This window comes from Streptomyces krungchingensis, assembly GCF_054729265.1.
Genome location: NZ_JBPUKY010000001.1, coordinates 4,293,654 through 4,315,395, shown reverse-complemented (window position 1 = coordinate 4,315,395; position 21,742 = coordinate 4,293,654). Strand labels below are relative to the sequence as shown.

General features: G+C 72.2%; 15 protein-coding genes. 5 read left to right on the top strand and 10 right to left on the bottom strand.

Features of this window, described 5'->3' with window-relative positions:
- Positions 1-57 precede the first annotated feature (57 nt).
- The 4 genes from ACSYGO_RS19040 to ACSYGO_RS19025 all read right to left on the bottom strand — a co-directional run bounded on the left by ACSYGO_RS19040 (position 58) and on the right by ACSYGO_RS19025 (position 4,143).
- The gene (locus ACSYGO_RS19040; RefSeq protein ID WP_432172103.1) at positions 58-858 is read right to left on the bottom strand and encodes a sugar phosphate isomerase/epimerase family protein; all 801 of its coding nucleotides are present in this window, start codon (positions 856-858) and stop codon (positions 58-60) included.
- Between the two features lie 55 nt (positions 859-913).
- Positions 914-1,846: a bifunctional helix-turn-helix transcriptional regulator/GNAT family N-acetyltransferase gene (locus tag ACSYGO_RS19035; protein ID WP_426681102.1), complete on the bottom strand. Its 933-nt coding sequence runs from the start codon at positions 1,844-1,846 to the stop codon at positions 914-916.
- A gap of 469 nt (positions 1,847-2,315) precedes the next feature.
- Positions 2,316-2,912, bottom strand: a complete 597-nt coding sequence (locus ACSYGO_RS19030; RefSeq protein ID WP_095934487.1) for a dihydrofolate reductase family protein — start codon at positions 2,910-2,912, stop codon at positions 2,316-2,318.
- A 181-nt stretch (positions 2,913-3,093) separates the two neighbouring features.
- Positions 3,094-4,143, bottom strand: a complete 1,050-nt coding sequence (locus ACSYGO_RS19025) for a LacI family DNA-binding transcriptional regulator (RefSeq protein ID WP_460387124.1) — start codon at positions 4,141-4,143, stop codon at positions 3,094-3,096.
- Between the two features lie 919 nt (positions 4,144-5,062).
- Here ACSYGO_RS19025 and ACSYGO_RS19020 point away from each other — a divergent pair.
- The 3 genes from ACSYGO_RS19020 to ACSYGO_RS19010 are packed head-to-tail and all read left to right on the top strand — an operon-like array spanning position 5,063 to position 8,189.
- A complete protein-coding gene (locus tag ACSYGO_RS19020) occupies positions 5,063-6,214 on the top strand; it encodes a Gfo/Idh/MocA family protein (RefSeq protein ID WP_460387123.1) in 1,152 nt (383 codons plus the stop codon).
- Entirely contained in the window at positions 6,211-7,365 is a 1,155-nt protein-coding gene (locus ACSYGO_RS19015; protein ID WP_460387122.1) for a dihydrodipicolinate synthase family protein, read from the top strand. The genes ACSYGO_RS19020 and ACSYGO_RS19015 overlap by 4 nt, the downstream gene beginning before the upstream one ends.
- Positions 7,362-8,189, top strand: a complete 828-nt coding sequence (locus tag ACSYGO_RS19010) for a sugar phosphate isomerase/epimerase family protein (protein WP_432172100.1) — start codon at positions 7,362-7,364, stop codon at positions 8,187-8,189. Before ACSYGO_RS19015 ends, ACSYGO_RS19010 begins: the two co-directional genes overlap by 4 nt.
- 350 nt (positions 8,190-8,539) lie before the next feature.
- On the opposite strand, the gene rbsD is transcribed toward ACSYGO_RS19010, so the two are convergent.
- The 5 genes from rbsD to ACSYGO_RS18985 form a co-directional block, all read right to left on the bottom strand.
- Complete coding sequence (rbsD, locus tag ACSYGO_RS19005) at positions 8,540-8,929, bottom strand: D-ribose pyranase (protein WP_426681106.1); 390 nt, start codon at positions 8,927-8,929, stop codon at positions 8,540-8,542.
- The gene (locus ACSYGO_RS19000) at positions 8,926-9,828 is read right to left on the bottom strand and encodes a ribokinase (protein ID WP_426681107.1); all 903 of its coding nucleotides are present in this window, start codon (positions 9,826-9,828) and stop codon (positions 8,926-8,928) included. The genes rbsD and ACSYGO_RS19000 overlap by 4 nt, the downstream gene beginning before the upstream one ends.
- 171 nt (positions 9,829-9,999) lie before the next feature.
- The gene (locus ACSYGO_RS18995) at positions 10,000-11,952 is read right to left on the bottom strand and encodes an ABC transporter permease/substrate-binding protein (RefSeq protein ID WP_426681108.1); all 1,953 of its coding nucleotides are present in this window, start codon (positions 11,950-11,952) and stop codon (positions 10,000-10,002) included.
- Complete coding sequence (locus ACSYGO_RS18990) at positions 11,942-13,510, bottom strand: sugar ABC transporter ATP-binding protein (protein WP_460387121.1); 1,569 nt, start codon at positions 13,508-13,510, stop codon at positions 11,942-11,944. Before ACSYGO_RS18990 ends, ACSYGO_RS18995 begins: the two co-directional genes overlap by 11 nt.
- Complete coding sequence (locus tag ACSYGO_RS18985; protein ID WP_432172097.1) at positions 13,507-14,523, bottom strand: LacI family DNA-binding transcriptional regulator; 1,017 nt, start codon at positions 14,521-14,523, stop codon at positions 13,507-13,509. Before ACSYGO_RS18985 ends, ACSYGO_RS18990 begins: the two co-directional genes overlap by 4 nt.
- A 361-nt stretch (positions 14,524-14,884) precedes the next feature.
- On the opposite strand from ACSYGO_RS18985, the gene recD2 reads away from it, so the two are divergent.
- Both recD2 and ACSYGO_RS18975 read left to right on the top strand, forming a co-directional pair.
- Positions 14,885-17,137 carry an SF1B family DNA helicase RecD2 gene (recD2, locus tag ACSYGO_RS18980; RefSeq protein ID WP_426681111.1) on the top strand — a complete coding sequence of 751 codons (2,253 nt, stop codon included), beginning with the start codon at positions 14,885-14,887 and terminating at the stop codon, positions 17,135-17,137.
- A 300-nt stretch (positions 17,138-17,437) separates the two neighbouring features.
- Positions 17,438-18,727, top strand: a complete 1,290-nt coding sequence (locus ACSYGO_RS18975) for a citrate synthase (protein ID WP_028803556.1) — start codon at positions 17,438-17,440, stop codon at positions 18,725-18,727.
- Between the two features lie 672 nt (positions 18,728-19,399).
- On the opposite strand, the gene ACSYGO_RS18970 is transcribed toward ACSYGO_RS18975, so the two are convergent.
- Positions 19,400-21,691 carry a heavy metal translocating P-type ATPase gene (locus ACSYGO_RS18970; protein WP_432186047.1) on the bottom strand — a complete coding sequence of 764 codons (2,292 nt, stop codon included), beginning with the start codon at positions 21,689-21,691 and terminating at the stop codon, positions 19,400-19,402.
- Between the last annotated feature and the right edge of the window lie 51 nt (positions 21,692-21,742).

The window sequence follows — 21,742 nt, the reverse complement described above, 5'->3', positions numbered from 1 at the left end:
GCGGACGTACCGGGAGGCGTCGGACGCGGCGCGGGGGAGCCGGCGGGACCGCCGCTCTCACGCGGAGTCGTTCAGCAGGCGGGCCAGGTGCTCACGGCCCGCGGTCAGCAGGTCCGGCAGCGGGGCCGCACCCTCGTACCAGCGCTTCTCGTACTCCCAGCACAGCCAGCCGTCCCAGCCCCGGCGGGACAGCAGTTCCACGCACTCGGCAAGCGGCAGGGCGCCCGCGCCGAGCGGGAGCGGGGTGCTGTCCTCGGCCGACGCGATGTCCTTGACCTGGACGTATCCGAGGTACGGGGACAGGGCCGCGTAGGTGTCCGAGGGCTGTTCGCCACCGAGCCAGGTGTGCATCACGTCCCACAGCGCGCCCACCTGCCGGTGCCCGACCGGTCCGAGGATCCGGATCACGTCGGCGCCCGTGCGGTGCGAGTCGTGGGTCTCCAGGAGGATGCGGACCCCCACGTCGGCGGCGTGCTCCGCGGCCGTGCCGAGGCGGCGGGCCGCCGTCGCGTCGGACTCGCCCGGATCCTGGTCCGCGTCGCCGCCCGGGAAGACGCGCACGAACGGCGCGCCCAGGTCCCGGGCCAGGTCGACCAGCTCGCGGATCTCCTCCAGCACGGGGGCGTCGTCGCCCGGCGCCGCCACCCGGGCGTACCCCGCGAGGCCCAGGATCTCGATGCCGAGCGACTTGAACGCGGCCGCCGCGTCGGCCCGTTCGGCCGCGGTGAGGCCCGGATGCACGGGCTCCTCGGGATGGGCGCGCAGTTCCACGCCGTGGTAGCCGTGCGCGGCGGCGAGCCGCACGACGTCGGGGACCGGGAGCCCGGGTACGCCCAGGGTGGAGAACGCCAGTTTCATGGGGCGGACCCTACGGGCTGGTGTTGCCGCGAGGAAGGCGGCAGTCGAGTCCCGGTCATTCGTGTCCGCCGTGCAGGTCCCGGCGCCAGTCCTGGCCGACGAGGTCCGCCCCGAAGGAGCGGTGGGGCTTCTCGGAGACCAGGACGAAGCCGTGGCGCTGGTAGAGCCGGCGGGCGGCGGCCAGGACGTCGTTGGTCCACAGGACGAGCTCGCGGTAGCCGACGCCGCGGGCGAAGTCGACGCAGGCGCCGATCAGCCGGTCCCCGATGCCGAGCCCGCGCGCGTCGGGCTCGACGAGGAGGAGGCGGAGCCGGGCCGTGCCGGGCGCGTCGTCCCGGACGCACATCACGCAGCCCACGGGCCGTCCGTCGAGCTCGGCGATCCACACGCGTTCCAGGTGCGGGTCGTGGTCCCCGGCGAAGTCGGCGACGATCCGCGCGACGAGGCTCTCGTAGTCGGTGTTCCAGCCGTACTCGGCCGCGTACAGCGCGGCGTTGCGCTGCACGATCCAGCCGAGGTCGCCGGGGCCCGGCTCACGCAGTACGACGTCCTCGGGGCCGGGGGAGCGGCCGTCGCCCAGGATCGTGCGGACCGTGCGCATCGCTTCGGCGAGCCGCGGCCGGTCGGCGGGCGGCACGGTCGCGAGCAGCGTACCGACCGTCTCCCGGGCCCGCTCGTCGAGCAGGCCGGCGGCGTCCCGGCCGCGCGCGGTCAGGGTGATGCGACGGCGGCGCGGATCCGTCTCGGAGGGGGCGCGCTCGACGAGTCCGTCCTGCTCGAACTTGTTGAGGATGCGGCTCAGATAGCCGGAGTCCAGCGAGAGCTCGGTCCGCAGGTCGGCGGCGTCGGCGCCCCGGGAGTGGGCGAGCTCGTAGAGCACCCGGGACTCCGTGAGCGTGTACGGGGCGTAGAGGTGGCGGCCGTAGTCGAGCGCGCCGATGACGTTCGTGTAGAAGCGGTTGAAGGAGCGGATGTCCTGGACGGTCATGGTGGGCTCCGCGAGGTCTGCTCTGGGCGGTCCCTGGAGGATCGGCCCCCGGATCACTGACTCAGTCAGAGATGTCGACGCTCCGAGCATAGGCCGAACCCTCACGCACCGCCTACCCCCGGGTCCCTCGGCCTCTGCCGGGCCGCCGCGCACCCCACACCCGGAGAGGCCCTCCGTCGTGGTCGGGCCGCCTGGACCGCTCGCCCCGGGGCTTTCGGCCTCTGCCGGGCCGCCGGATGCCGCCCGCCCCTGGAGCGGCTCTCCGTCGTGGCCTCGCCACCTGGACCGCTTGCCCCGGGCTTTCAGCCTCTGCCGGGCCGCCGGATACCGCCCGCCCCCCGGAGCGGCCTTCCGTCGTGGTCGGGTCACCGTGCACCACTCGCCCCGGGTCCCGCTCAGGCCGGGCCGCCGTGCCCCGGCGGCCCCTCCCCCTCGGCCGGGGTGGCACACTCCGCCCCCCGGCGTGCCCTCACGCCTCGTCGGCCGGCCGGTAGACGCACACCTCCACGCCCGTCTTGCCCGTGGCGGAGGAGACCAGTTCCAGCGGGCGCTTCACCCCGTCGACGGGGAAGATCGACTTGCCGCCGCCGAGGATCACCGGCATCCGGATGAGCTGGAGCTCGTCGACCAGGCCCTCGCTCAGCAGGGTCCGTACGAGGGTGGGGCTGCCCATCATCGCCAGGTCCCCGCCTTCGGCCGCGCGCAGCTCCCGGACGCGGGCGACGGCCTGGTCGCCGGGGATCAGCGTGGTGTTGTTCCAGGTGAGGTCGGACTCGTCGAGCGTGCCGGACACCACGTACTTCGGGAGGGAGTTCATCCGGTCGGCGAACGGGTCGCCCGCGCGCTCGGGCCACGCCGCGGCCATCGTCTGCCAGGTGCGGCGTCCGAAGAGGAGCGCCTCGGCCTTGCCGAGCCCCTCGGCGAAGGCGCCGCCCACGACCTCCGGGTCGAAGTAGGGGTGGGACCAGCCGCCGTGGGCGAAGCCGCCGTCGGTGTCCTCCTCGGGGCCGCCGGGCGCCTGCACGACACCGTCGAGGCTGATGAAGGCGCTGATCACGATACGCATGGGAGGTGCTCCTCTTCGTCGTTCTTCATCGTTCGTTCCGTTACGGCAATGAAGACCGCGGTGCCGCCGAGAACTCATCGCTCCGCGCACCGCGTTCTGGAACGGGCCCTTCGCGGGGCGCCGGGCCCGTGGTCCGCGTGTGCTCCGAGCCCCGCGGCACCTCCGCGCACCCCGGGGTGCCTCAGCCCCGTGGCACCCCGGTGGACCCGCGGACCATCAACTCCCCGCGCACCGTGGCGATCCCGCCCGGCGGCGGCTCCTCGCGCCCCATGGCGATCCGCCCGGCACGGGCGCCCGCCTCGGTGAGGGGGAGCCGCACGGTGGTGAGCGCGGGCACCGCGTCGATGCTGAACGGCAGGTCGTCGAAGCCCGCGACGGACACGTCGTCGGGGATGCGCAGACCGGAGTCGCGCAGCGCGGCACAGGCGCCGAGCGCGACCGTGTCGTTGGCGGCGACGACGGCCGTCAGGGACGGGTCGCGGCGCAGCAGTTCGAGGGTCGCCTCGTATCCCGAGCGGCGGTCGTAGCGGCCGTGCACGGTCCACCGCGGATCGTCCTCGACGCCGTGCGTGGCCAGTGCGGCGCGGTGGCCCTCCAGCCGGTGCCGGGTGGTCGTGCGCTCCTCGGGGCCCGCGATGTAGCCGAGTCGCCGGTGGCCGAGGCCGATCAGGTGGTCGGAGAGCTCCCGGCCGCCGCCTCGGTTGTCGAAGGTGAGCGCGATCGCCTCGGGGGCCTCGGGCGCGGGCGGGCGTCCGCAGAGGACGACCCGGGTGCCCGCCTCGGCCAGCCTGCGCAGCTTCGCGGAGACGGCCGCCGCGTGCGTGGCGTCCTCGATCGCGCCGCCGGTGAGGACGACGGCGGCGGCGCGCTGGCGCTGCAGGAGCGTGAGGTAGGTGAGCTCGCGCTCGGGGGAGCCGCCGGTGTTGCACACGACGCCCAGCCGCTCGCCGCCGGCGCGTCCGCCGGGTCCGCCGATCTCGGACTGGATCGCGGCCGCCATGATCCCGAAGAAGGGGTCGGCGATGTCGTTGACCAGGATGCCGACGAGGTCGGAGGTCGCCGCCGCGAGCGAGCTCGCGGGCCCGTTCAGCACATAGTCCAGCTCGTCCACCGCACGCAGTACCCGCTCGCGCGTGGACGCCGCGACGGGATAGTTCCCGTTCAGCACCCGGGACACGGTCGCGGGCGAGACCTGTGCGCGGGCCGCCACGTCCGCCAGGGTCACGGTCATCTCGTCGTCCTCCGGTCACGCATCTCGTTGTCCTCGTTCTCAGGGACGCGGACGCGCGCCATGCGGTCCGTGCCCACGCCCCAGCCGTACACCGTCCGACCGCGGCAACCTGCACCGCAGTCGTACACCCCCCGACCGCGGCAACCTGCACCCCAGCCGTACACCGCCGACTGCGACGACCTACGCCACCGTCGTACACCGTCCGTCCCGCGACGACGTACGCCGAAGCAGCATGCCGCCCGACCGCGGCAACCCGCACCACAGCCGTACACAACCCGCACCCCAGCCGTACACCGCCCGTCCCGCGACGGCGTGCACCTCGGCCACGCCGCCCGTCCCGCGACGACGTACGCCGAAGCGTCACCCCCGTCCGGACGGACCGCCGTCAGGACGGACCCCCGTCCGGACGGCCGGAGACCGCACGCCGCGGCCGTCGGCCGTCCGGCCGCACGCCCGCGGCATGCCCCCGGGGTCCGGGGCCATCCCGCGGTCGTACGCCGGGCAACCGCACCGCCGTACGCCGCGACGACGCCCGCCGTAACGGCGTACACCCGCACGCCGTGCGGCCGTCGGGCCGTCCGTCGTGCCGCCGTACGTCATTCCGTCGCACGCCGTGCGGCCGTCCGGCCGTACCTCGTGCGGCGGTCCCGGCCGCACGTCGTACGGCCGTGCCCGTGGGCAGCCGCGAGGTCCCAGGTCCGTGGCCCGGACCGGTCGCGCACGGCTGTCACGTGCGGGTACATCCGACCGCGCGCATGGCCTCCACGTCCAGCCGTCCGGAGGGTCGAACATCTCCTCGCCCGCGCGGTCTTGTCCGATCGGCCCGGCAGAGGCTAGCTTCTCTTCAGATAGAAAGCGCTTGCTGTTCTGCTCACCAGTAGGGCGTGACGGCGCGGAACTCGCGTACGAAGGGAATGACGTGACACGCAAGACGGTGCGGATCGCCATGAACGGCGTGACGGGACGCATGGGCTACCGCCAGCACCTCGTCCGCTCGATTCTCGCCCTGCGCGACCAGGGCGGCCTCGACCTCGGGGACGGCACCGTGCTGTGGCCCGAACCCGTCCTCGTGGGCCGCCGCGAGCACGCCCTGCGGGCCCTCGCCGAGCAGCACGGCCTCGAGCACTGGTCGACGGACCTGGACTCCGTCCTCGCCGACCCGGCGACCGACATCTACTTCGACGCGCAGGTCACCTCCGCCCGCGAGGAGGCCATCCGGAAGGCCGTCGCCGCCGGCAAGCACATCTACACCGAGAAGCCCACCGCCACCGGCCTCGACGGCGCCCTCGAACTGGCCCGGCTCGCCCACGAGAAGGGCGTCAAGCACGGCGTCGTCCAGGACAAGCTCTTCCTCCCCGGCCTGCTGAAGCTGAAGCGGCTCATCGACGGCGGCTTCTTCGGGCGGATCCTGTCCGTCCGCGGCGAGTTCGGCTACTGGGTCTTCGAGGGCGACTGGCAGAGCGCCCAGCGCCCCTCCTGGAACTACCGGGCGGAGGACGGCGGCGGCATCGTCGTCGACATGTTCCCGCACTGGGAGTACGTCCTGCACGAGCTGTTCGGCCGCGTCACCTCCGTGCAGGCGCTCACCGCCACCCACGTCCCGCAGCGCTGGGACGAGCAGGACAAGCCGTACGACGCCACCGCCGACGACGCCGCGTACGGCATCTTCGAGCTGGAGGGCGGCGCCGTCGCCCAGATCAACTCGTCCTGGGCCGTGCGCGTCAACCGCGACGAGCTCGTCGAGTTCCAGGTCGACGGCACCGAGGGCTCCGCCGTCGCGGGGCTGCGCAACTGCCGCGTCCAGCACCGGTCCGTGACCCCCAAGCCGGTCTGGAACCCGGACATCCCCGCCACCTACTCCTTCCGCGACCAATGGCAGGAGGTCCCCGACAACACGGAGTTCGACAACGGCTTCAAGGCCCAGTGGGAGCTCTTCCTCAAGCACGTCTACGCCGGTACGCCCTACCACTGGGACCTGCTCGCCGGCGCCCGCGGCGTCCAGCTCGCCGAGCTGGGCCTGAAGTCCTCGGCCGAGGGCCGCCGCCTCGACGTGCCGGAGATCTCCCTGTGACCCTCCGACTCCCGGACGCGGCCGGCCGGCTGAGGACGTACCGGCCGCGCACCGAGCCGCTCACCGTCACCGCCGGGGCGCCGCTCGTCTCCCGCACGGTCTACTCGGCCGCGCACGTCGTCGCCGACCCCTACGCCGACGTCTCGCCCGACTCGCCCGCCGCGGTCGACTGGGACGCCACCCTCGCCTTCCGCCGCCACCTGTGGTCGCACGGCCTCGGTGTCGCCGAGGCCATGGACACCGCGCAGCGCGGGATGGGCCTGGACTGGGCGGGCGCGGCCGAACTCGTCCGCCGCAGCGCCGCCGAGGCCCGCGCCGTCGGCGGCCGGATCGCCTGCGGAGTGGGCACGGACCAGCTGACGGGCCCGGCCTCCCTGGCGGAGATCCGCGCGGCCTACGAAGAACAGCTCGCCGTGGCCGAGGAGGCCGGCGGCCGGGCGATCCTCATGGCGTCCCGGGCGCTGGCCGCGACCGCCGCCGGACCCGAGGACTACCTGGAGGTCTACGGCCATCTGCTCCGGCAGGCCGCCGACCCGGTGATCCTGCACTGGCTGGGCCCGATGTTCGACCCGGCCCTGGAGGGCTACTGGGGCTCGTCCGACCTCGACGCCGCGACCGCCACCTTCCTGGAGGTCATCGCCGCCCACCCGGACAAGGTCGACGGCATCAAGGTCTCGCTGCTGGACGCGCAGCGGGAGGTCGATCTGCGCCGCCGCCTCCCGGACGGCGTCCGCTGCTACACCGGCGACGACTTCAACTACCCGGAGCTGATCGCGGGGGACGAGCAGGGCTTCAGCCACGCGCTGCTCGGCATCTTCGACCCGCTGGGCCCGCTCGCCGCGCAGGCGGTACGGGTCCTGGACACCGGCGACGTCAAGGGCTTCCGTGAACTCCTCGACCCCACGGTCGAGTTGTCCCGCCATCTGTTCCAGGCGCCGACGCGCTTCTACAAGACGGGCGTGGTGTTCCTGGCCTGGCTGGCCGGACATCAGGAGCACTTCACCATGGTGGGCGGACTCCAGTCGGCCCGCTCGCTGCCGCACTTCGCGCGTGCCTACGAACTGGCGGACGGACTCGGCCTGTTCCCGAACCCGGAGCTGGCCGAGGCGCGGATGAAGTCCCTGCTGGCCCTGTACGGAGTGACCTCATGAGCCTCGCCCGCTTCTCCATCAATCAGATGACGGTCAAGCAGCTGTCCCTGCCGGAACTCGTCGACGCCTGCCGGGAACTGGGCGTCCCCGGCGTCGGTCTGTGGCGCGAGCCCGTCCGGGCCCACGGACTCGAGGCCACGGCCGAGCTCGTCCGCGACGCCGGCCTGACGGTGACGACACTGTGCCGCGGCGGCTTCCTCACCGCGACCGACCCGGCCGAGCGCGCGCGGGCCCTGGACGACAACCGCGCCGCGGTCGACGAGGCGGCGACGCTCGGCACCGACACCCTGGTGCTGGTGTCCGGCGGTCTGCCGGCCGGCTCCAAGGACCTGCACGGCGCGCGGGAGCGCATCGCCGACGCCCTCGGCGAACTGGGCCCGTACGCCGCCGCCCGAGGTGTGCGGCTGGCCGTCGAACCGCTGCACCCCATGTACGCGGCGGACCGCTGTGTGGTGTCGACCCTCGCCCAGGCCCTCGACCTCGCGGAGCGTTTCCCCGCCGAGCAGGTCGGCGTCACGGTCGACACGTACCACCTCTGGTGGGACGACACGGCACCCGCCCAGATCGCCCGCGCGGGTGCCTCCGGCCGCATCCACTCCTTCCAGCTGGCCGACTGGACCACCCCGCTGCCGGAGGGCGTCCTCAACGGCCGCGGCCAGATCGGCGACGGCGCGATCGACATGCGTGAGTGGCGCTCGTACGTCGAGAAGGCCGGGTACGACGGCCCGATCGAGGTCGAGCTGTTCAACGACGCGCTGTGGGCGCGCGACGGGCGGGAGGTGCTGGCCGAGACCGCGCAGCGGTTCCTCACCCACGCCGTCTGAGGTGCCCGGCGCCCGGAACGGGGTGCCGGAAAAAATCTTGGAAAGCCCGTGCAACCCTCCCCGTACCTCGCGGGTCGTACTTGGCATCAGGACTTCTGGAGGGGGGATCTGGGGGGATCCGCGGGGGTTCTGATACGGAGGGGAAAGCCGAGGGGCCCGGTCGACGGACCGGGCCCCTCGAAGTCTTCCGGCACGTCGTCCGGCACGTATTCCGGCATGGATGTCCGCACCCGTCGCCACCGGCAGGCCCCCGCGGTCGGCACCGGCGCGGCGCGCGACCGCGGTCCGCCGCCGAGGCCCGTCCGTGCCGCCGGGGCCCGCGGGACCGGCCGGAACGCCGCGGGACCGGCCTAGAAGAAGACCCCGCAGTGCAGCAGCACATTCGCGTAGGGCCGTGCCTCGCCGGTGCGGACGATCAGCTTCGCGCCCGCCGACAGCGCCTTGAGCTCCTCGTGCGGCACGAGTTCGAGGGCGGGGAAGTGCCCCGTGAGCAGCCGCGTTGCCGCCGGGTTGGCCTCGCGGACCTCGCGCGCGGCCGTCGCGCCCTCGATCACCAGCTCGTCCAGCAGACCTTCCAGGACCTCGGCGAAGGACGGCACTCCGGCCCGGAACGCGAGATCGACGAGGAGCGGGCCGGCGGGCACGGGCATCCCCGCGTCGCACACCAGGACCCCGTCGCCGTGGCCCAGCCCGGCGAGCGCGCCCGCGAGATGACGGTTCAGGATTCCGGCCCTCTTCACAGCGCCGCGACCTCCTCGGCGGTGGGGAAGGACTCCTGCGCCCCCGGCCGGGTGACGGCGGCGGCGCCGACCCGGGCGGCGTACCCGGCGGCCTGTGCCAGCGACTCCCCGCGGCCCAGCCGCCAGGCCAGCGCCGCGGTGAACGCGTCGCCCGCACCCGTGGTGTCCACGGCCGCCACCGGCACGGACGGCACCCGGACCCGGGCACCCGCCCGCTCGGCCACCAGCGCGCCCCGGGCGCCCAGCGTGATGACCACCGAACGCGGGCCGAGCGCGAGCAGGGCCTCCGCCCAGTCCTCGGGACGCTCCCCGAGCTCCGTGCCGGCGATCACCCGCGCCTCGTGCTCGTTCACGATCAGCGGGTCGCAGGCCGCGAGCACCTCGGCGGGCAGGGCCTGCGGGGGCGAGGGGTTGAGCACGAAACGACCGCCGTCCGCGAGATGCCGTACGGCCTCCGCGACCGACTCCAGCGGTACCTCCAGCTGTGCCGACACCACCCGGGAGGCCTGGAACAGGCTTCCCGCCGCGCGCACGTCCTCGGGCGTCAGCCGCCCGTTGGCGCCGGGCGAGACCACGATGCTGTTGTCCCCGGACGGGTCCACCGTGATCAGCGCGACGCCGGTGGGCGCCCCGCCGACCAGCACGCCGACGGTGTCGACGCCGGCCTCCCGCTGCGAGTCGAGCAGCAGCCGGCCGTGCGCGTCGTCGCCGACCCGGGCCAGCAGGGCGGTACGGGCGCCGAGGCGGGCGGCGGCGACCGCCTGGTTGGCGCCCTTGCCGCCCGGGTGGACGACGAGGTCGGAGCCGAGCACCGTCTCGCCGGCCGCGGGCCGCCGCTCGACCCCGATCACCAGGTCGGCGTTGGCCGACCCCACGACCAGAAGGTCGTAGTCGTACATGAACTGTCTCCCTGCTTGGGTGGGTCGGGGCGGCGGTGCGGCATCGCGCCGACCGCCGTCGGGTGCGCCGGACGGCGTCCCCCGGGTTCCCGCACATCCGGGCGGGTGCCCGGGGACGGGGCGTACGGGAGGCCGGTGCGGCCTCCCGTACGCCCGCCGTCCGTGGCCGGGTCAGCCGCCGAAGCCGGCCACGTTCTCCTTCGTGACCACCTTCACCGGCACCTTCACCGTCTCCTCGACCTTCTTGCCCTCGGCGGCCTTCAGCGCGTTCTCCACCGCGATCCGGCCGAGCTCCTTGGGCTGCTGGGCGACGGACGCGTACAGCGTGCCCGCCTGGACCGCCTTGAGCCCGTCGGGGGTGCCGTCGAAGCCGATGACCGACACCGACCTGCCCGCCTTGGAACCGAGCGCCTTGATCGCGCCGAGCGCCATCTCGTCGTTCTCGGCGAAGACGCCCTGGATGTCGGGGTGGGCCTGGAGCAGGTTCGTCATGACGTCGAGACCCTTGGTGCGGTCGAAGTCGGCGGGCTGCCGGGCGACGACCTGGATACCGGGGTAGGCCTTGAGGCCCTCGGCGAAGCCCGCGCCGCGCTCACGGCTCGCGGACGTGCCCGCCAGACCCTGAAGGATCACGATCTTGCCCTTGCCGCCCAGCTTCTCGGCCAGTGCCTGGGCGCCCAGCTTGCCGCCTTCGACGTTGTCCGAGGCGACCAGCGCCGCCGTGTCCGCCTTGTTCACACCCCGGTCGACGCCGACGACGGGGATGTCGGCCTTGTTCGCCGAACGGACCGCCGGGCCCGCCGCGTCCGAGTCCACCGGGTTGACGATGATCGAACCGATGCCGGAACTGGTGAAGTTCTGGAGCTGGTTGGCCTGCTGCGAGGCGTCGTTCTGGGCGTCCGTGACGGTCAGGTCCGCGCCGAGCTTCTTCGCCTCCTGCTGCGCACCCGCCTTGATCTGGACGAAGAAGGGGTTGTTCAGGGTGGACAGCGACAGGCCCACCTTCTGCGTCGTCGACGAGGACGAACCGGTGTGCAGGAAGGACATGGCGCCGACGACGGCCGCCGCGACCACCGCGGCGATGACGTACGTCGCCGCCTGCTTGCCCTTGCCGCCCGGGGTGCCCGCCCCGGCGGCGACCGGAGTCGCCCCGGCCTTGCGCCGCACCGTGTCGAGCAGCACCGCCAGAGCGATCACCACACCGATGACGACCTGCTGCCAGAAGGCCGACACCGACAGGAGGTTGAGGCCGTTGCGCAGCACCGCCAGGATCAGCGCGCCGATCAGCGTGCCGGACGCCTTGCCCGTGCCGCCGGCCAGCGAGGCGCCGCCGATGACGACCGCGGCGATCGCGTCGAGCTCGTAGCCCTGAGCGGCCTGCGGCTGCGCGGAGGAGAGCCGGGAGGCGAGCACGATGCCCGCGGCGGCCGCGAAGAGACCGGACAGGGCGTAGATGGCGAGCTTCTGCTTCTTCACGCGCAGCCCGGACAGACGCGCGGCCTCCTCGTTGCCGCCGATCGCGTACATGGAGCGGCCGATGTAGGTACGGCCCAGGATCACCGCGGTGATCAGGCCCATCACGACCATCACCAGGACCGGGACGGGCAGCCAGCCGCCGAGGGTGTCACCGAGGTGCGAGATCGAGTCGGGGAACGGGATCGGGCTGCCCTGCGAGATCACCAGGGAGAGTCCGCGGCCCACCGAGAGCATGGCGAGCGTCGCGATGAACGGCGGCAGCTTCCCGTACGAGATCAGCACGCCGTTGACCAGGCCGCAGGCGATGCCCGTGGCGATCGCGAGGATCACCGCGATCCAGACCGGCACGCCCTGCGAGGTCGCCGTCCAGGCGAGGACGGTGGCGGAGAGCGCCGCGACCGAACCGACCGACAGGTCGATGCCCGCCGAGACGATGACGAAGGTGACGCCGAAGGCGAGGATGGCCGTCACGGCCGCCTGGACGCCGATGTTGAGCAGGTTGTCCGTCGTCAGGAAGTCGCCGGACAGCGCCGACATCGCGATGACGAGGACGATGAGCGCGGTGAGCGCGCCGTTGTCGAGCAGGAGGCGGCGGACCGCCGAGGCGCCACTGGCGCGCGATGTGCTCTGATGCGTGTCAGTGGCCACGGGAGCCCTCCACAGCGGTTTCGGAGTCGGAGTCGGTAGTCGGTGTGCTGACGGCGAGCGCCATCACGGAGTCCTGCGTGGCCTCGTCGGCGGACAGTTCGCCCGCGATCCGGCCCTGCGCCATCACGAGGACGCGGTCGCTCATCCCGAGGACCTCGGGAAGGTCGCTGGAGATCATCAGGACGGCGGCACCGGCGGCGGTCAGTTCGTTGACGAGTTGGTAGATCTCGACCTTGGCGCCGACGTCGATGCCGCGGGTCGGCTCGTCGAGGATCAGCACCTTGGTCTCGGCGAGCAGCCACTTGCCGATGACGACCTTCTGCTGGTTGCCGCCGGAGAGGGTGCGCACATGCTGGCCGAGGCCCGCCATCCGGACACCGAGCTGTTCGGCGATCCGGGCGGCCGCGGTCCGCTGGCCTTTGAGGTCGACGAGCCCGCCGTGCGTGGCGGCGCGCAGGGTGACCAGGCCGAGGTTCTCCTCGACGGAGGCGTCGAGGAGAAGGCCCTGGCCCTTGCGGTCCTCGGGGACGAGCCCGATGCCGGCCCCCATCGCGGCGTTCACGTCGTGCCGGCGCAACGCGGCCCCGGCGACCTTCACGGCGCCCTTGTCGTACGGGTCGGCGCCGAAGACGGCGCGCGCGACCTCGGTGCGGCCCGCGCCCACCAGGCCCGCGATGCCGACGACCTCGCCGGCCCGCACCTCGAAGCTCACGTCGTGGAAGACACCGTCCCGGGTGAGCCCCTCGACGGTGAGCAGCGCGCCGTCGGCCGCCGCTCCGTCGCCGGCGCCGTCCCCGGACACGGGGCGCACCCGCGGGTACTGCTGCTCGATGGAACGGCCCACCATCAGGCGTACGAGTTCGTCCTCGGGCGTGGACGCGGGCACCTGGCCCACGCTCTTCCCGTCACGGATCACCGTGACCCTGTCCCCCAGGGCGGCGATCTCCTCCAGGTGGTGGGTGATGAAGACGATGCCGACACCGTCCTCGCGCAGGGCACGCACGATCGCGAAGAGCTTCTCGACCTCCTCGGAGGTGAGCACGGCGGTCGGCTCGTCCATGATCAGGACGCGGGCCCGCAGACTCAGCGCCTTCGCGATCTCGACCATCTGGAGGCGGGCGATGCCCAGTTCGCGCACCCGTGCGCGGGGGGACACGTTCACGCCGACGCGCCGGAGCAGCTGCGCGGCGTCCGCCTCCATCGTCTTGCGGTCGATCATCCCGAAGCGGCGCGGCTGCCGGCCCAGGAAGATGTTCTCGGCGACCGTGAGATCGGGGACCAGGTTGAACTCCTGGTAGATGGTGGCGATCCCGAGGCGCTCGGAGTCCTGCGCCCCATGGATGCGGACCTCCTCGCCGTCGACGAGGACCCGCCCGGCGTCGGGGTGGTAGGCGCCGGAGAGCATCTTGATGAGCGTGCTCTTGCCGGCGCCGTTCTCGCCGAGCAGCACGTGCACCTCGCCGCGGCGCAGGTCGAAGTCCACGCTGTCGAGCGCGACCACGCCCGGGAACGTCTTGCGGATCCCTTCGATGCGCAGCAACTCGTCCTGGTCGCTCACGACTCGCTCCTGTTCGTTGCGGGGGACTCGCCGCACGAGCGACGTACGACGAGCCGGGCGGGGAGGGTGACCGACTGCGGGGGGCGCCCCTCGATGCGGTCGACCAGGGCGCGTACGGCGGCCCGCCCCAGGTCCTTCGTCGGCTGCGCGATCGCCGTGATCGGCGGATCGGTGTGCACGAACCACGGGATGTCGTCGAACGCGGCGAGCGCGATGTCCTCGGGGACCCGCATCCCGCGCGCGCGGACGGCGTCCAGCGCGCCGAGCGCCATCAGGTTGTCGGCGGCGAAGACGACCTCGGGCGGCTCGGGCAGGTCGAGGAAGCCCTCGGTGACCCGCCGCCCGCTCTCGGCCTGGAAGTCGCCCTGCCCTATGTAGGCGTCCGGCAGCGGGAGTCCGTGCTCGAAGAGGGCCTCCCGGAAGGCGTGGACGCGCTCGCTGCCGGTGGTGGTGGCCGCGGGTCCCGCGATGATCGCGAGCCTGCGGTGTCCCAGGGCGTACAGATGCGCCACGAGGTCCCGGACGGCCGAGCGGCCGTCCGCCCGTACGACGGGCACCTCGACGCCGGCGATCCAGCGGTCCACGAAGACCATCGGCGTCCCCGTGCGCGCGGCGTCCAGCATGCCGGGGGAGCCGCCGTCGGTGGGGGAGACCAGCAGTCCGTCGATGCGCCGGTCCAGCAGGGTCCGTACGTGGTGGTCCTGGAGGTCGGGCCGCTCGTCGGCGTTGCCGATGATGACGCTGTAGCCGAGGGCGCGGGCCTCCTCCTCGACGGACCGGGCCAGTTCGGTGAAGTACGGGTTGAGCACGTCGCTGATGACCAGGCCGAGGGTGCGCGTCTGGTCGGTGCGCAGTGAGCGGGCGACGGCGTTCGGGCGGTAGCCCAGGTTCTGTACGGCGGCCATCACGCGGGTGCGTGCCTCCGCGCTGACCGACGGATGGTCGTTCAGGACGCGCGAGACCGTGGCGACGGATACGCCGGCCTCGGCGGCCACGTCCTTGATGCTCGCCATCGCCGCTCCACCTCCTCGTGGAATCGATTACACGAGGGATTGGAAACGATTACACGCGCGGAGACAACCCCCTGAGACCGGATCGTGACGAACAGAACACCGGCCCTGCACACGGCCGGCCAGGCACTTCACGGGCCGGGGCCGGTGCTCGGGGTGCGGGGCTCGGGCTCGGGCTCGGGGCTCGGGGCTCGGCAATCGAGGGCGGCGCTCCACCGAGCCCACCGGTCCCCGGTCCCTGTTCCCCGGTCCCCGTCCCCGGTCCCCGTCCCCGGTCCCCGGTCCCTGTTCCCCGGTCCCCGTCCCCGGTCCCCGTCCCCGGGCACGCCCCACCGCTGTCACACCGCACCGGTACGGTCGGACCATGGCTCAGCAGGCGGGGACCCCATCGGCCGAGCGGCGGCTCGCCGTGCTCGAAGGCGTACTGGAACGCATCACGTACGCCAACGAGGAGAACGGCTACACGGTCGCCCGCGTCGACACCGGCCGCGGCGCCGGCGACCTGCTCACGGTCGTCGGCTCGCTCCTCGGCGCCCAGGTCGGCGAGTCGCTGCGCATGGAGGGCCGTTGGGGCTCTCACCCGCAGTACGGCAAGCAGTTCACCGTGGAGAACTACACGACGGTCCTGCCCGCCACCGTCCAGGGCATCCGCCGCTATCTGGGATCGGGCCTGGTCAAGGGCATCGGGCCGGTCTTCGCCGACCGCATCACCCAGCACTTCGGCCTGGACACCCTCCAGATCATCGAGGAGGAGCCGAAGCGGCTCATCGAGGTCCCGGGCCTGGGCCCCAAGCGGACCAGGAAGATCGCCGACGCCTGGGAGGAGCAGAAGGCGATCAAGGAGGTCATGCTCTTCCTCCAGAGCGTCGAGGTGTCCACCTCGGTCGCGGTCCGGATCTACAAGAAGTACGGCGACGCGTCGATCTCCGTGGTCAAGAACCAGCCGTACCGCCTGGCGGCCGACGTCTGGGGCATCGGTTTCCTCACTGCCGACAAGATCGCCCAGTCCGTCGGCATCCCGCACGACAGTCCGGAACGCGTCAAGGCCGGCCTCCAGTACGCGCTGTCCCAGTCCACCGACCAGGGCCACTGCTATCTGCCCGAGGAGCGGCTGATCGCCGACGCGGTGAAGCTCCTCCAGGTGGACACCGGCCTGGTCATCGAGTGCCTGGCCGAGCTGGCGGCACCGGCCGAGGAGGACGAGGACCCCGGCGTCGTCCGGGAGAAGGTGCCGGGCCCCGACGGCGGCGAACCGGTGACGGCGGTCTATCTGATCCCCTTCCACCGTGCCGAACTCTCCCTCTCCGCCCAGCTGTTGCGCCTCCTGCGGGCCGGCCAGGACCGGATGCCGGCCTTCGGCGACGTGGCCTGGGACCGGGCGCTGGACTGGCTGAAGGGGCGTACGGGCGCGGAGTTGGCCCCCGAGCAGGAGGCCGCCGTCCGGCTGGCGCTCACCGAGAAGGTCGCCGTGCTGACCGGCGGTCCCGGCTGCGGCAAGTCGTTCACGGTCCGCTCCATCGTGGAACTGGCCCGCGCCAAACGGGCGAAGGTCCTCCTGGCCGCGCCCACGGGCCGTGCCGCCAAGCGCCTCGCGGAGCTCACCGGCGCCGAGGCCTCCACCGTGCACCGCCTCCTGGAGCTCAAGCCGGGCGGCGACGCGGCGTACGACAAGGACCGTCCGCTGGACGCCGACCTGGTCGTCGTGGACGAGGCCTCCATGCTCGACCTGCTGTTGGCCAACAAGCTGGTCAAGGCCGTTCCACCGGGCGCCCACCTGCTGTTCGTGGGCGACGTCGACCAGTTGCCCAGCGTCGGCGCGGGCGAGGTGCTGCGCGACCTGCTCGCCGACGGCAGCCCCGTCCCCGCGGTCCGTCTGACCCGCGTCTTCCGCCAGGCCCAGCAGTCCGGGGTGGTGACCAACGCCCACCGGATCAACTCCGGCCTGCACCCGGTCACCGACGGCATGAAGGACTTCTTCCTCTTCGTCGAGGACGACACCGAGGAGGCCGGCCGGCTCACGGTGGACGTGGCCGCACGGCGCATTCCGGCCAAGTTCGGCCTGGACCCGCGCCGGGACGTGCAGGTGCTGGCGCCCATGCACCGGGGCCCCGCGGGCGCGGGCCACCTCAACGGCCTGCTCCAGCAGGCGATCACCCCCGGCCGCCCCGACCTCGCCGAGAAGCGCTTCGGCGGACGCGTCTTCCGCGTCGGCGACAAGGTCACCCAGATCCGCAACAACTACGAGAAGGGCGAGAACGGCGTCTTCAACGGCACCGTGGGCGTCGTCACCTCGCTCGACCCGGTCGACCAGCGGCTCACGGTCCTGACCGACGAGGACGAGGAGGTGCCCTACGAATTCGACGAACTCGACGAGCTGGCCCACGCGTACGCCGTGACCATCCACCGCTCCCAGGGCAGTGAGTACCCGGCGGTGGTGATCCCGGTCACCACGGGTGCGTGGATGATGCTTCAGCGCAATCTGCTCTACACCGCCGTCACGCGCGCGAAGCGACTGGTCGTCCTCGTCGGCTCCCGCAAGGCCCTGGGGCAGGCGGTGCGCACGGTGTCCGCGGGGCGCCGGTGCACGGCCCTCGACCACCGGCTGGCCCAGCACTGAGACCACCGGCCGGCCCGGCACTGGGACCGCCGGAAGTCCGGGACCGCGGGACCATGGAGAGGCCCCTGCCGGTGCCCGGACGGCCCCCGTCACGAAAAATGATCGATCAAACGAGTCGTAAAGGTCACAGAGCACTTCCGGAACCGGCGCGAGGGGAGGCAGGATGTGCAGGTTGGCGGCACTGAGTGCCGCCAATAGGCCCAATGGTCGACCCCGAGTGCACTCTCCAGGGCCAAATGGGGGATGGTAGAGACAGTCAGGGCACCTCGAAGAAGAGGCACAACGTCGGTGAGGGATGACGTGAGCGACAACTCTGTAGTACTGCGGTACGGCGATGGCGAGTACACCTACCCGGTGATCGACAGCACCGTCGGCGACAAGGGCTTCGACATCGGAAAGCTCCGCGCCCAGACCGGGCTGGTGACGCTGGACAGCGGATACGGGAACACCGCCGCCTATAAATCCGCGATCACCTACCTCGACGGTGAGCAGGGCATCCTCCGGTACCGCGGCTACCCGATCGAGCAGCTGGCCGAGCGCTCCACCTTCCTGGAGGTGGCGTACCTGCTGATCAACGGCGAGCTGCCGAACATCGACGAGCTCTCCACCTTCAAGAACGAGATCACGCAGCACACCCTGCTGCACGAGGACGTCAAGAACTTCTACAAGGGCTTCCCCCGCGACGCCCACCCGATGGCCATGCTGTCCTCGGTCGTCTCGGCGCTGTCCACCTTCTACCAGGACAGCCACAACCCGTTCGACGAGAAGCAGCGCAACCTCTCCACGATCCGCCTGCTCGCCAAGCTTCCGACGATCGCGGCGTACGCGTACAAGAAGTCGATCGGCCACCCCTTCGTCTACCCGCGCAACGACCTCGGGTACGTCGAGAACTTCCTGCGCATGACCTTCTCGGTCCCCGCGCAGGAGTACGACCTCGACCCGGTCGTCGTCTCCGCGCTCGACAAGCTGCTGATCCTGCACGCGGACCACGAGCAGAACTGTTCGACCTCCACCGTGCGTCTGGTGGGCTCCTCGCAGGCGAACATGTTCGCCTCGATCTCCGCCGGCATCTCCGCCCTGTGGGGCCCGCTGCACGGCGGCGCCAACCAGTCCGTCCTGGAGATGCTGGAGGGCATCCAGGCCTCCGGCGGCGACGTCGACTCCTTCATCCGCAAGGTGAAGAACAAGGAGGACGGCGTCCGCCTGATGGGCTTCGGGCACCGCGTCTACAAGAACTTCGACCCCCGGGCGAAGATCATCAAGGCGGCGGCGCACGACGTCCTCTCCGCGCTCGGCAAGTCCGACGAGCTGCTGGACATCGCGCTCAAGCTGGAGGAGCACGCGCTCTCCGACGACTACTTCGTCTCGCGCAGCCTCTACCCGAACGTCGACTTCTACACCGGCCTGATCTACCGCGCCATGGGCTTCCCGACCGAGATGTTCACGGTCCTGTTCGCCCTCGGCCGCCTCCCGGGCTGGATCGCCCAGTGGCACGAGATGATCAAGGAGCCGGGTTCCCGCATCGGCCGCCCGCGCCAGATCTACACGGGCGTCGTCGAGCGCGACTTCGTCCCGGTCGAGGCCCGCTGACCCGCTGACGAGCGACGCGTGACGACCGGGGGCCCGCCTCCCGGTCGCCGTGGCGGTCCAGGAGCCCGAGCCGAAGGGCGCACCGGAGGTGTTCCACACCTGCCGGGGCGCCCTTGAGCCGTTTCCGCCGGAACCGGAAGCGCTCTGCCGGCGAACCGACCCCGGACAGACGGAAAGCGCCCTGCTGCCGGTCCCCCCACGGGCCGGCAGTCAGGGCGCTTTCCTTGTCCCGGTGCGGATTCCCCCCACGGGATCCGGCCGGGCGTCTGTGGAACAGCGCCTGAATCGCTGCGAGCAAAACGAGCAAAACCATCGGTACTGCGGTGCGGCCTGTACTGCGGTGCGATCTGCCGGGACCCGTACGACGGGAGGGCCGCTCAAAGCTCCCCGGTGTACGCGCCCCGGCACCGCAATTTCCGGGAATGTCCCCCAAGACATCCCCAGATGTCAGTCACGCCCCCCAAGACGCTTCTGACATCGCCAACTTAGACTCACGAACCCCTTCGGTGGTTACGTTCACATCACTGTGATCTGCGTCTCTTGCATATGTCCCGAAGATGCGCAAGAGCCCCGGTACGTCAATGGGGGCCCAAGCGTAAGGAAGATGCGCGAGCCTTGTGAAGAGCTTATGTGAGGCTGCGGTTGGACTCTAGGGGGACTCTTACTCCGACGTCATGAGAATGTCCTGAGCCGAAGGCTGTTCGTCACCACGAACACCGAGGAGAAGGCCATCGCCGCCCCCGCGATCATCGGGTTCAGCAGTCCGGTGGCGGCCAGCGGCAGCGCCGCCACGTTGTACCCGAAGGCCCAGAACAGATTCCCCTTGATCGTCGACAGGGTGCGCCGTGCCAGCCGGATCGCGTCCGCGGCCACCCGCAGGTCCCCGCGCACGAGCGTCAGGTCGCTCGCCTCGATCGCGGCGTCCGTGCCCGTGCCCATCGCGAGCCCCAGGTCGGCGGTGGCGAGCGCCGCCGCGTCGTTGACCCCGTCGCCGACCATCGCGACGGTCCGGCCCTCGCCGCGCAGGCGCTCCACCACGGCGACCTTGTCCTGCGGCAGGACCTCGGCGATCACGTCCTCGGAGCCGATGCCGACGGCGCGCGCCACGGCCTGCGCGACCGCTCGGTTGTCACCGGTGAGCAGCACCGGCCTGAGCCCCAGGGCGCGCAGTTCGCGTACGGCCTCGGCGCTGGTCTCCTTGATCGCGTCGGCGACGGTCAGCACGCCGACCGCCACGCCGTCCCGGGTGACCACCACGGCGGTACGGCCCTCCGCCTCGGCCGCGTCCTTCGCGCGGGCCAGCTCGTCCGGGAGCGGGCGCCCGTCGACGGCGGGCGCGTCGGGCAGGACCCGGCCCACCGTGACCTCGTGGCCCTCCACGTGTCCGCGCACTCCGCGCCCGGGCACGTTCTCGAAGTGCTCGACCGGCGGAAGCGCTCCGGTGCGGTCCTGGGCGCCTGCCGCGATCGCCTGGGCGATCGGGTGCTCGGAGGCGTGTTCCAGGGCTCCGGCGAGCCGCAGGACGTCCTGCTCGGTGTCTCCCGCGACGACGTGGACCTCCTGGAGCCGCATCCTTCCCGTCGTCACCGTGCCGGTCTTGTCCAGGACGACCGTGTCGACGCGGCGGGTGGACTCCAGGACCTCGGGTCCCTTGATGAGGATGCCGAGCTGGGCGCCGCGCCCCGTGCCGACCATCAGGGCGGTCGGCGTGGCCAGGCCCAGCGCGCACGGGCAGGCGATGATCAGCACCGCGACGGCCGCGGTGAACGCGGCGACCGTGTCCCCGGTGACGCCGAGCCAGGCCCCGAAGGTGCCGACCGCGATCAGCAGCACGACGGGCACGAAGACGCCGGAGATCCGGTCGGCGAGGCGCTGCACCTCGGCCTTGCCGTTCTGCGCGTCCTCGACGAGCCGTGCCATCCGCGCGAGCTGGGTGTCCGCGCCGACCCGGGTGGCCTCGACGACGAGCCTGCCGCCCGCGTTCACCGTCGCACCCGTCACCTCGTCCCCGACGGTGGCGTCCACCGGCACCGACTCGCCCGTCAGCATGGAGGCGTCGACGGCCGAGGAGCCCTCCACGACCGTGCCGTCGGTCGCGATCTTCTCGCCGGGCCGTACGACGAAGCGGTCGCCGACCTGGAGCTGCCCGACCGGGACGCGGACCTCGCGGCCTCCCCGCAGGACGGCCACGTCCTTCGCGCCGAGCTCCAGCAGGGCCCGCAGTGCCGCTCCGGCGCGCCGCTTGGAGCGGGCCTCCAGATAGCGGCCCAGCAGGATGAAGGCGATGACGCCGGCGGCGACCTCCAGGTAGAGCGTCGACGCGCCGTCCGTGCGGGAGACGGTGAGCTCGAAGCCGTGCCGCATCCCCGGCATCCCGGCGTCGCCGAGGAACAGGGCCCACAGGGACCAGCCGAACGCGGCGAGGGTGCCGACCGAGACCAACGTGTCCATGGTGGCGGCGCCGTGCCGGGCGTTCGTCGCCGCGGCCCGGTGGAAGGGCAGCCCGCCCCAGACCACGACGGGCGCGGCCAGCGTCAGCGAGAGCCACTGCCAGTTGTCGAACTGGAGGGCCGGGATCATCGACAGCAGGACGACGGGCAGGGCGAGCAGGGCGGAGACGAGCAGGCGTCCGCGCAGGGCGGCCAGCTCGGGGTCCTCGCCGGAAGCCGCCGTCCGCGTCCGGTCACCGTCCCCGGGAAGGTCCTCGGGGAGCGGGGGCGGCGGGGGTTCCTCCGCCGTGTACCCCGTCTTCACCACGGTGGCGATCAGGTCCGCGACCCGTACCCCCTCGGGGTATGAGACCTTCGCCTTCTCCGTCGCGTAGTTGACGGTGGCGCTCACGCCGTCCATGCGGTTGAGCTTCTTCTCGACGCGGGCCGCGCAGGAGGCGCAGGTCATGCCGCCGATGGTGAGTTCGACTTCCGAGGTCGTGGCTATCGGTGTCGCAGCGGTGGTGCTCGTCACGTCCGTACTCCAGGGAGCGGACCGGGCCGCACGGAGCCAGTATCAGCTGGT

Excerpts from the sequence above, each read along its gene's own strand:
- ACSYGO_RS19040 (WP_432172103.1), bottom strand. The coding sequence starts at position 858 with ATGAAACTGGCGTTCTCCACCCTGGGCGTACCCGGGCTCCCGGTCCCC.
- ACSYGO_RS19035 (WP_426681102.1), bottom strand. The coding sequence starts at position 1,846 with ATGACCGTCCAGGACATCCGCTCCTTCAACCGCTTCTACACGAACGTC.
- ACSYGO_RS19030 (WP_095934487.1), bottom strand. The coding sequence starts at position 2,912 with ATGCGTATCGTGATCAGCGCCTTCATCAGCCTCGACGGTGTCGTGCAG.
- ACSYGO_RS19025 (WP_460387124.1), bottom strand. The coding sequence starts at position 4,143 with ATGACCGTGACCCTGGCGGACGTGGCGGCCCGCGCACAGGTCTCGCCC.
- ACSYGO_RS19010 (WP_432172100.1), top strand. The coding sequence starts at position 7,362 with ATGAGCCTCGCCCGCTTCTCCATCAATCAGATGACGGTCAAGCAGCTG.
- ACSYGO_RS19000 (WP_426681107.1), bottom strand. The coding sequence starts at position 9,828 with ATGTACGACTACGACCTTCTGGTCGTGGGGTCGGCCAACGCCGACCTG.
- ACSYGO_RS18985 (WP_432172097.1), bottom strand. The coding sequence starts at position 14,523 with ATGGCGAGCATCAAGGACGTGGCCGCCGAGGCCGGCGTATCCGTCGCC.
- recD2 (WP_426681111.1), top strand. The coding sequence starts at position 14,885 with ATGGCTCAGCAGGCGGGGACCCCATCGGCCGAGCGGCGGCTCGCCGTG.